Origin of the sequence: Maritalea sp., assembly GCF_047634455.1 — a bacterium.
Classification (GTDB): domain Bacteria; phylum Pseudomonadota; class Alphaproteobacteria; order Rhizobiales; family Devosiaceae; genus Maritalea.
In genome coordinates this window covers 1-10206 of sequence record NZ_JBLIAI010000077.1, presented here as the reverse complement: position 1 = coordinate 10206, position 10206 = coordinate 1, and the positions used below count along the sequence as shown (strand labels likewise).

General features: G+C 50.1%; 11 protein-coding genes and 1 pseudogene. 3 read left to right on the top strand and 9 right to left on the bottom strand.

Annotation, left to right across the window (positions count from 1 at the left end; translation table 11 throughout):
* On the top strand, positions 1 to 196 hold a 196-nt coding region (locus ACJAZW_RS14010; RefSeq protein ID WP_415159170.1), incomplete at its 5' end, for a TraR/DksA family transcriptional regulator.
* 10 nt (positions 197 to 206) lie between these two features.
* Here ACJAZW_RS14010 and ACJAZW_RS14005 read toward each other — a convergent pair.
* From ACJAZW_RS14005 to ACJAZW_RS13980, 6 genes are all read right to left on the bottom strand, one after another.
* Positions 207 to 776, bottom strand: coding sequence for an NnrU family protein (locus ACJAZW_RS14005; protein ID WP_415159168.1), 570 nt, complete (start codon positions 774 to 776; stop codon positions 207 to 209).
* A gap of 32 nt (positions 777 to 808) precedes the next feature.
* Positions 809 to 1243, bottom strand: a complete 435-nt coding sequence (locus tag ACJAZW_RS14000; RefSeq protein WP_415159166.1) for an SRPBCC family protein — start codon at positions 1241 to 1243, stop codon at positions 809 to 811.
* 231 nt (positions 1244 to 1474) lie between these two features.
* On the bottom strand, positions 1475 to 2365 hold the full coding sequence (locus tag ACJAZW_RS13995; RefSeq protein WP_415159164.1) for a S1 family peptidase: 891 nt from the start codon (positions 2363 to 2365) through the stop codon (positions 1475 to 1477).
* Between the two features lie 944 nt (positions 2366 to 3309).
* Positions 3310 to 4869 carry a glutamine-hydrolyzing GMP synthase gene (gene guaA, locus ACJAZW_RS13990; protein WP_415159162.1) on the bottom strand — a complete coding sequence of 520 codons (1560 nt, stop codon included), beginning with the start codon at positions 4867 to 4869 and terminating at the stop codon, positions 3310 to 3312.
* A 76-nt stretch (positions 4870 to 4945) separates the two neighbouring features.
* Positions 4946 to 5464, bottom strand: a complete 519-nt coding sequence (locus ACJAZW_RS13985) for a GNAT family N-acetyltransferase (protein ID WP_415159160.1) — start codon at positions 5462 to 5464, stop codon at positions 4946 to 4948.
* 15 nt (positions 5465 to 5479) lie between these two features.
* On the bottom strand, positions 5480 to 6031 hold the full coding sequence (locus ACJAZW_RS13980) for a helix-turn-helix domain-containing protein (RefSeq protein ID WP_415159158.1): 552 nt from the start codon (positions 6029 to 6031) through the stop codon (positions 5480 to 5482).
* 276 nt (positions 6032 to 6307) lie between these two features.
* Here ACJAZW_RS13980 and ACJAZW_RS13975 point away from each other — a divergent pair, with 276 nt between their 5' ends.
* Positions 6308 to 7735, top strand: a complete 1428-nt coding sequence (locus tag ACJAZW_RS13975; RefSeq protein WP_415159156.1) for a DEAD/DEAH box helicase — start codon at positions 6308 to 6310, stop codon at positions 7733 to 7735.
* Between the two features lie 141 nt (positions 7736 to 7876).
* On the opposite strand, the gene ACJAZW_RS13970 is transcribed toward ACJAZW_RS13975, so the two are convergent.
* Together ACJAZW_RS13970 and ACJAZW_RS13965 are read right to left on the bottom strand one after the other, a co-directional pair.
* On the bottom strand, positions 7877 to 8533 hold the full coding sequence (locus tag ACJAZW_RS13970) for a hypothetical protein (protein ID WP_415159154.1): 657 nt from the start codon (positions 8531 to 8533) through the stop codon (positions 7877 to 7879).
* 207 nt (positions 8534 to 8740) lie between these two features.
* A pseudogene (locus ACJAZW_RS13965) lies at positions 8741 to 9190 on the bottom strand (HD-GYP domain-containing protein); the annotation flags it as partial.
* Here ACJAZW_RS13965 and ACJAZW_RS13960 point away from each other — a divergent pair.
* The gene (locus tag ACJAZW_RS13960) at positions 9169 to 9618 is read left to right on the top strand and encodes a hypothetical protein (RefSeq protein WP_415159152.1); all 450 of its coding nucleotides are present in this window, start codon (positions 9169 to 9171) and stop codon (positions 9616 to 9618) included. The pseudogene ACJAZW_RS13965 and the gene ACJAZW_RS13960 sit on opposite strands and share 22 nt — an antisense overlap.
* A gap of 122 nt (positions 9619 to 9740) precedes the next feature.
* Here the strand turns inward: ACJAZW_RS13960 and ACJAZW_RS13955 are convergent.
* Positions 9741 to 10206 (bottom strand): MFS transporter (locus ACJAZW_RS13955; RefSeq protein WP_415159150.1); only part of this gene is annotated, 466 nt, incomplete at its 5' end.

Below are 10206 nucleotides of genomic sequence, written 5' to 3'. Positions count from 1 at the left end.
GGGCCAAGCCATGGCGCAAGCGCAGACACGCCAACGGTCGAACGAGTTGATGCGGATCGAGCAAGCCCTCACCCGCATTTTAAACGACGAGTTTGGCTATTGCGAAGATTGTGGCGATGCGATCAATGAAAAACGGCTGAATGTTGATCCAGCCGCTTTATTTTGTCTCAAGTGCGCACAAGCGCACGAGCGTTGAACAGCACTCTTTAAGCGAGTGGCGATACGCCAATCAGCCATTCATGCAAGAAGAACGCAAAAACCAAATACAGCACAGTGCCCGCAATCAATGCCTTTGCGTCATTAATGATCGGCCCCGCCACCGGAGTTGGGTCACCACGACGTTTGACAGCAATGCGATTCCATATGGTCCATGCCAAGAATGAGCCAAACAGGACCAGCGAGGCCATATCACCATTCACCAAAAGGTGGGCAAAAGCCCAAATTTTTACGCCAGTGATCATTGGGTGTTTGAGCACGGCCTTGATTTTGCCCGCCGGAAAGCTCGAAGCGGCCAACGCGACGAAAGAAATCCACATCAACGTCAAGGTGATATGGCGCATAAATGCTGGTGGTTCATAGATAAATGCAGCATCCGGCCGGGCTTGGATGAACCCCCAGATGATGAGGGCAAGCCCAACAAACGCGCCGAGGGCATAAGCGCCTTTCCAGGCTTTTTTACCACGCGCTGCGATTTGTTTTTCGCGCCAAACAGGTGCAACCATGCGCGTCGAGTGCACACCAAGAAATATTACAATGCCGAGTATCAACCAAAGCATTTCAGCCTCCCTATCTAATTGAAGGTTCTTATCTAGGTTGGTTTATGCGCTTCGACAACCGCCTTAAGTATTTTAAGCTGCACACTGTCGGCCCTCTTGATCACCATTTTGAGCAAAGGCTGCATCAGCACCATCAATCCCTTGGCTTCGCAAGAAGCGTTTAACGTAATGCTTGTACCCTCTCCGGATATATCGATTTGATAGGTATAGGTCGCCGAAAAATTGCCGCGTGTTGAACGGTAAGCAATCAGCATCAAGGGAATATAGTCGACAACAGGCGAAAATAGATCTTTCCCCCCAGCGCGATAGCATAATGGGTTTTCGGGCGCGGTATGCTCGCCGTTTGCTGTATGCACATTTTGAATTGCTGGCATCCAAAGCGCGAGTTTTTGGGGATCCGTCAAATGTGCCCACACAACGTGCACGGGCGCGTCTATCTTCTCTTCAACGGCGAATATTTTAGACATAGGTCCCCCAAAATTGGCATAGTAATATAATTATTCAAATTGAGGGAATAACGCAACTGCTCGGGGGGGGTGGTAAATTCGTATGCTGCGGCAGTAGGCTTTATTTTGGGAATAGTGGATGGGGCAAGTTTTTGCTTTGAGCTCAAAGTGACCGATGCAGAATTGGGGACAGATATCAAAAACGATCCGATTAGGAAAGATTATACAGACGCTCTAAATACTGTAAGCACCTCATACATCTGACGTATCTGTTGGCTCGAAAGAAACTTCTCCAACTTCTTCATTGGCAGGCTTCGCATCACTAAAGCGCGACAATACTTCTTTATGAATACCATTTATTTGAGAAGATCGGATTGCATTCCCAAGGTGCATCATAGCAGCAACTTCCACCTTTGGGGGTTGGTTCAGAATGACCTTGCCATTGTTAGTAATCAATGGGCCGCTATAGAGTATTCCTACAAACTTTAGTCGGCTTTGCCCCATGCGGTAGGTATTCGTTTTTCGGTCCAAATATCCATCCCGATCATAAACAAAGATTGGAGACCCTGAAGAGCCAGGGAAGCATGCCATATCTATCATAAACTCATTATTGCCACCGTACATTTTTGACAATGAAGTCGCTGTGTTGCCACGTCTTGTTATGGGAAGGTTGTTGTGTTCATCGAAAATACCATTCGGACAGCCAACCATGATTATCTCTTCAATAGCATCAAAATACTGCCAGTCCTCGGCCTGCGGTATTAACCCAAAATCTAGGCCAGTATAATATAGCGGCGTCCCGTTTTCTTCAGCTTGGTTCAGGATAGGTCCGAAAAGGATTGCACACAGATCAACTTGTTCGTCTGGATGTAGTAATAGTGCGCCAAGTCTAGCATCTAAACTGCATGGGATGAATTTGCCTGATGGGCCGCCATCTTCACCCCTAAGATGGCAAGTTACCTGAATTTGATCACAGCCTTCTACGACATGCTTGTTTGTCAAAATAGCTGGGACAGTTTTTCCGTCGCCCATCGGGAAGTTGAAGAAGAAACCTGTGCCAGAACCTTTGTCAACACCGCTTCGGAATGAAGAAATTCGTGTAGTTGTATATATTATCTGCTCTGCAATTGTCAGGTTAGGCATAAATAAAACCCTTCTAAAATATTTTCAAATTGTGGAGATGATCAGAAATACGACGAAGCCCAAACAACGCAAGCATTGTGCCAAAACTCCTGTCTTCGGAAAGCACGCAAACCACTTTGTGTGATGCTGCCACAACACTCGCTCAAAACTGAAGCGGTTTTGGAAGGTGTTTGGTATGTCCGGATGACCACCTTTAGTTGCGCCGTACATGAATGTCATCTCTTGATTTAACACTTCCATGGGAAATGCCAAATACTCAAACTCCCGTGCCGAACCGACAGATTCCTGATTTCTCTTTGTCCCACATTGCAGACTCTCGTAAGTGCGCCGCAACATGGTTGAATATTGCCCCTCAATTCGCCTCAATCAATACCAAATAAAAAACGCAGAGCGATTGACCGGCGTTCAAAAATCTAACTATGCAAGATTATCGGCACTCACAACGCCATACCCCCGGCTCTGTTTTCGCGCCGCCGTCGCAAGCTATGCTTGCTTCCCCGGCACCCCCGGCTCTGTTTTCGCGCCGCCGTCGCAAGCTATGCTTGCTTCCCCGGCACCCCCGCCAGTTGGTACCCACCATCGATATTGTGCATGACCCATGCTTCCTTTAGTCTCCCTCCCCCCTGGTGGGGAGGGATTAAGGGTGGGGGGCTGTTACGAGTTGATCCCGGCTCAAGGCCGGGAATGCCACGGTGGGCTTGGCGCGATATATCAAAAAATCTTGGCCGTCCCGCACTTGATGCGGAGCCTGTCGCTCGGCACTCACAACGCCATACCTCCGGCTCTGTTTTCGCGCCTCCGTCACAAGCTATGCTTGCTTCCCCGGCACCCCCGGCTATTTGGCTTCGGGCGTTCATTGTGACGCCCCGGCCCTACGCCGCGCTGCGCTGGCTTCGGGCGTTCGCCGGGAAAACAGGACATTTAGTCCTGTTTTCTAATCCGGCTCACTCCCATTCAATCGTACCCGGTGGTTTTGACGTTACGTCATAGACCACGCGGTTGATGCCTTTGACTTCATTGATGATCCGCGTTGCGGTACGGCCAAGGAAGTTCATATCGAAATGGTAGAAATCGGCGGTCATGCCGTCGACCGAGGTCACGGCACGCAAAGCGCATACAGATTCGTACGTACGGCCATCGCCCATGACGCCAACGGTTTGTACGGGCAACAAAACGGCAAAGGCTTGCCAGATTTTGTCATATTGGCCGGACTTACGGATCTCATCGAGATAGATCGCATCTGCTTTGCGCAAAATGTCGGCCTTTTCTTTGTTCACGCCGCCGGGGCAACGAATGGCAAGACCCGGACCGGGGAACGGATGACGGCCAACAAAGCTGTCTGGCAGACCAAGTTCACGACCCAAAGCGCGCACTTCGTCTTTAAACAGTTCGCGCAGCGGCTCAACCAGTTTGAGGTTCATCTTTTCAGGCAAGCCACCCACATTGTGGTGAGATTTGATGGTGACGCTTGGGCCGCCAGTGAAGGAAACGCTTTCGATCACGTCGGGGTAAAGCGTGCCTTGGGCCAAGAATTTCGCGCCGCCAACTTTTTTGGCTTCTTTGTCGAATGTTTCAATGAACAAGCGGCCAATGATTTTGCGCTTTTCTTCTGGGTCAGATTTACCATCCAACTCGCCCAAGAATTGATCAGCGGCATCAACATGAACCAGCGGAATATTGTAGTGATCGCGGAAAAGGGTCACCACCTCTTCGGCTTCGTTCAAACGCAACAGGCCATGATCAACAAAAATGCAGGTCAGCTGATCGCCAATGGCTTCGTGGATGAGCACTGCTGCAACAGATGAATCAACGCCACCTGACAGGCCGCAGATGACTTTTTCATCGCCAACTTGATCGCGAATGTGCTGGATCGCTTGTTCGCGGTACGCGCCCATTGTCCAGTCGCCGGTGCAACCACAAATGTCCATGACGAAGTTTTTGTAGAGCTGCGCACCATTTGGGGTGTGGTGAACTTCTGGGTGGAACTGCACGGCCCATATGCGGCGCTCTTCATTGGCGATCACGGCCAACGGTGCACCAGACGATGTGGCAACCACTTCAAATCCGGTTGGAATTTTGGTGACGCGGTCACCGTGGCTCATCCACACTTGTTGTTGATCGCCAACCGCCCATTCATCGCCAAAGATCGAGCAAGGTTTGTCGATGTTCAGCGTCGCGCGACCATATTCTGCGTCGTGACCTGCTTCGACAATTCCGTCGAGCGAAACGCACAAGGCTTGTTGGCCGTAGCAAATGCCAAGAATCGGCAAGTTCGCATCGAGGAGCGACTGGTCAATGTGCGGCGCATGTTCATCCAACACGCTGGCAGGCCCGCCAGACAGGATGATCCCGCGCGGTTCTAAGTTTTTGAGCGCAGCGGCCGCGCTCGAAAATGGATGGATTTCGCAATAGACATTTAGTTCCCGCAAGCGCCGAGCGATAAGCTGGGTCACTTGCGATCCGAAGTCTACAATGAGAATGGCTTGATGATCTGTTGCTGTCATGGCGAGGCTTTAGCGCCAAATGCTAGATTCCGCAACAGCCAAAACGCCAAAATACGCCAAATTTGCAGCCTGTGCGCTAAATCTGCTTATACATGTATGTGGTGGCGTGAAAATCGTCACCAATAGCGTTTTTCGCATAGTTGGGAATGGTGCCTGCCGTCTTATATCCAAGCGACAAATAAAGCGGCTCGGCGCTGTCGCCCGTGCGCGTATCCAACGTGATCAATGTGCGCCCGAGTTGGGTGGCCTCGCCCTCCAATTCAGCCATGATTTGGCGCGCAACGCCACGACGTCTGAAATCTGGATGGACCATGAGCTTTGAGATTTCCGCGCGGTGCGGCTGATTGTTCGGCATCCCAACAATGAGTTGTCCGGTGCCAGCCAGCTTTCCCTCTTCAACCGCCACAATCATAATACGGTCACCGGACACAATCGCTTGTTTGATGTTTTGTTGCCAAAATGCTGCTGCCGCGTCATCGGCAAGCGGTGCCACGAAGCCCACAGCGCCATCGGCCTCCACGGTCCTTTTGAGCGTTTCGACCAAATCTGGCAACAGTTGATCGATTTCATCAGCGCTGATTTTGCTAATCTTCATTTCGTATGCACTTTATCAAACAAGAAAAATTAAATAGGTGGCCGCAGCATGATCTGGCGTTTTAAAGCGCGAGCGACCATAAAGTTGGTACCGTAGGCAATCATGGGCAAAAAGATGAAAGGTTTGATCCCCCAGCTGAACTTCAAGTTCACCGCTGCGCAGAACCAAATGATGTTCGAGCCCTTCAACTGGCGATTTCTCATATGAAATTTCTTGCCCAGCATCCAAGTGGCATTCAATCACTTCACCTTTTAAGGCGCTGTTGGGTGGAGAAACCGCTTTCCGAACAAAGCCGGTTGCATCGTCACGCCAAATCTGTTGATCGTTCACCCGCACAATCGGCGCAAATTGGTCTTCAACCATCGCCAACAAACGCGACATCGATAATCCATATGCCGCGCAAAGTTTGCCCAACATTTGTGCGGTGGGGCTGACATCGCCCTTTTCCAGTCTGGAGAGAGACGCTCGGCTAATGCCGCTTTTTGCGGCCAAATCATCCAATGAATAATCATTGTCTTGGCGCAATTGTTTGATACGTTGGGACAGCTTTGCAGACAGATCAGCCATGTATTTTCTCATAAACAAGATAATTTCTCGTATGTGAGATACCAAATTTACCTTCTGCGGTCAATAAAGTGTGTGATATCATTCGCATGTCAGCCATGCACGAATAGTGCTTGACTTCACAAACGACTTTCGACAATAAAGCGCCAACCTAAATTCGGCCGTTGTTGGTCGATGCGTCGACTAGCGGCACGTGCCGTTTGCAAGTTCGATCAATGATGATCAAATGCAATGTAGTAGGCGTCAAAAATTGGAAAGATGCCTCCTTTGACATTTGATATGTTCGGTTTTAGCCAGCCGATACTAAGCTGTTTGGCTGCCCTAAATTATTCAGAACCAACTCCTATTCAGTCTAAAGCGATCCCTGCGGCGCTTGAAGGCCGTGATATTGTTGGTCTCGCGCAAACTGGTACCGGTAAAACCGCTGCCTTCACTTTGCCAACCATTGCTCGTCTTGCCGAGAATATCCCGGCAACGAAAAAACGCAACATTCGCGCATTGATCGTTTCGCCTACCCGCGAACTTGCTGCACAAATCCACGACACAATTAAGCGTTTCACTCCAAAAGTTCCATTGCGCACTGCAATTATTGTTGGTGGTGTTTCATACCATAAACAAAAACACGCGATGCAAAATGGCGTTGACATTCTTGTTGGCACGCCTGGCCGTTTGATCGACATGATCGATCAAGGCTTTGTTGATCTCAGCCATGTTGAAACAGTAATTTTGGACGAAGCCGACCAAATGCTTGATATTGGCTTCTTGCCAGCGATCAAAAGTATTTTGGAGCTTTTGCCAAAAGAGCGTCAGACAATGCTGTTCTCGGCTACAATGCCAAAAGAGATCCGTAAGCTCACCACATCGCACCTGACCAACCCGCTTGAGATTTCAGTTATTCCTGAAACCAAAACAGCAGACCGGGTTGAGCAAAAAGTGATCTCCATTGGCCAAAAAGCCAAAATGGAAGCGATTAGTGATTTGTTGCTGGAGTATGAAGGCGAGCAAATCATCGTCTTTACACGCACAAAACATGGTGCGGACAAAGTGCAAAAGCGTTTGACTGTTTCTGACATTCGCGCCTCTGCCATTCACGGCAACAAATCGCACAATCAGCGCGAACGTGCTTTGAACTCATTCCGTCGTGGCAACACACGGGTATTGGTGGCAACAGACATCGCAGCTCGCGGTATTGATGTTCCAGGTGTTGGCTTGGTTGTAAACTACGACATGCCAGAAGTTGCTGAAAGCTATGTGCACCGTATTGGCCGTACGGCCCGTGCTGGTGAAAGTGGCGTTGCGATTTCACTGGTTTCAACCGAAGAGCTTGGCCTATTGGGCGATGTGCAGCGCATGCTGAACATCACAATCCCAGCCACAGATTCAAGCGGTGAAGTTGTTGAATTGGACATTCCGCGTTCATCTGGCAAAAAACAACCTTTCCGTCGTCGTTCAGGCGGTGGTGGTGGCGGTCAACGCCGTCCACGTGGTTCAGATGGCAACCACCGCAAAGGCAATGGCGGCAAAGGCGGCAAGCCTGAAGGTCGCGGTGGCGAGCGTTCAGAAGCGAAACGTGGCGATAAGCCATTCGCACGCAAACCAAACCGGGATGGCCAAAAACGCAATGGCCCTCCAGGTGGCAAACGCCGCAGTGGCGGTGCTGGAGGCCCAGGTGGCGGCAACCGCTCACGCGGACCAAAAGTTGCTTAGGGCAATTTGGTATTGTTGAGAATTTGAAGAAGGCCGGTGAAATTCACTGGCCTTTTTTGTTGGGGAAATGTCAGCAGGGAGCCCTATTAAGACCTGCTCCCGTTGCAACAAGATCTATTCTTCGATGATCGCAATCAACATTTATCTGTTTTTTCGTTTCGCATGAAAAATTATCTGCAGTGCAGCAGGCACGTCTTCTTCACTAGTGACTTTGAACAGAGTATTTCCACGGTCATCTTTAATTGGAAGTTTTGCCACTGGCTCAAAATGATCAACCGAACCCCGAACCGTTATGGATAACTGATCTATTCGTGGTTGGAAAATTACATACCAAAAATTGTCAGGTGTATCGCTGAAGTTCCGTGATTTGCCTTTTTTTAAATCCCCTGGCGACCTTGCACGAACGCCATTGAGCAGGGCAATAGATGCTCTTTGCATAGGGATAGACATTTCCTTTTCCGCCATTCTCAAGAACTCTTTATCACCGTGACCAAGTGAACGCTCGTTTTCGTCTGATTGTGCCGACTTTCCGGACTTATCTTTTACCTTATCCAGATTGACATCCAATCCAATGACAACTGGATCCGTTCCGATATTAATTGCTGAAACCCCGTCCGCATCGAAATGGAGTTCTCTAGCTTTTGGGTCATATCTGTGTTTGGTGAAAATCATGACGCTTCTAGCCCCGACTGAGCTTTGAGCCCCGCCGAAATGCCTCACTTGGTGGGGCGGCATTTCGAAGCTCCAAAGACCTTCGGAAATCTCATGCACGTTGGTTGCCGTCATTCGCAAAGCCATATTAAATCTCCTGGTTAGATTTATCTGCAGATTTATCTGCGCAGATAAAAAAGTCAGGTCTATTTTTTGAGACTTCTCATGACAGTGACGATCTCATTCACAGCGTGCTGCAAATAGGATGGTTTATACGACAGTATTTTAAGGCTCAAAAAGTCCGCATAGCCGACATTCCGAAATCCATAGAAGCTCGCCAAATGCATCTAGTTGTCAGCTTAAATCAGATGCCTCCGGCAACTCATCAAACTTCGCCACTGCCCTCTTTAGCGCCGCATAACAATTCTCATCGATGGCATCCCCCACCATATCGTCCATAATTTCCATGGCTTTTTTAACGGGCATGGCGGCGCGGTAGGGGCGGTCGGCGGTAAGGGCGTCGAAAATGTCGGCGACGGTGACGATGCGGGTTTCTAGGTCTATTTGATCGCCTTTTAGGCCATCAGGATAGCCTTTGCCGTCCAAACGTTCGTGGTGGCCGCCTGCCACGTGCACGAAGTCGCCAAAGGCGGCGATGTTGGACAGGATTTGGCGGGAATAGACCGGGTGTTTTTTGATGGCGGCGAATTCGATGTCGTTTAGCTTGCCCGGTTTGTCGAGCACCGCATTGCTGACCCCGAGTTTGCCAATATCGTGCAAAAGTGCGGCGCGGCGCAGCCAGCGCGGGTGAAGCTGGCATTGCGATTTCTTTGGTCTCTACCGAAGAGTTGAGCCTTTTGGGTGACGTGCAGCGCATGCTGAACATCACTATTCCGGCAACCGACGCAGCTGGCGAGCCAGTTGAATTGAATGTGCCAAGCACATCTGGCAAAAAAACTTCATATCGTCGTGGTGGCGGCGGTGGTGGTCAACGTCGTCCACGTGGGTCAGATGGCAATCACCGCAAAGGCGGCGCAGGTCGTCCGAACAGCGGCAAGCCTGAAGGTCGCGGTGGCGAACGTTCAGAAGTCAAACGTGGCGATAAGCCTTTCGCGCGTAAGCCAAAGCGTGATGATCGCGGCGGTCAGAAACGCAGTGGACCTCCAGGTGGCAAACGCCGCAGTGGTGGCGAAGGTGGCGGCAATCGCTCACGCGGACCAAAAGTTGCCTAAGGCAATTTGGTATTACAAAATTTGGGAAGGCCGGTGTATTTCACCGGCCTTTTTTGTTGGTGGATGTGTCTGCTAAGAGCTCAAGTCGCCCGACACTGCATGTGTAACAATTGTTGGCTTTGTCAGCTTTCTACTTGGATTCGTCTGACCAACAAGCCCATCAAAAGCAGCGCGATCACAAGGAATACTGCCGCTACCATCCACGCCACGGGCGTTGTGTAAGCCTCAGCCACAGCTCCAACCAATATCAATCCAACAGCGGCCCCCAATTGCTGAATGAGCGAGCGCAGTGACAACATTGTAGACCGCTGTCGGTCTTCAACGCAGGAATGCAGAATGCTACTGGCAGGTGTTTCGCTCGCGCCCAAGATCACAGAATAGAGGATGAAGATTGCGACGAAACCAATGATGGTTCCTTGTAGCGCTAACGCGATTTGAATTGCCGCAAGACAGGCAACGGTCACGGATAGTGTGATGATGTGACGGCGCTTGAAAAGTCTACTGACGTGAGTTGACAGTGACGCCCCAAAAGCAATTGAGAAGAAGTAAGCCGCCGTTACAACGCCAACCATGGTATTTGCGTATCCA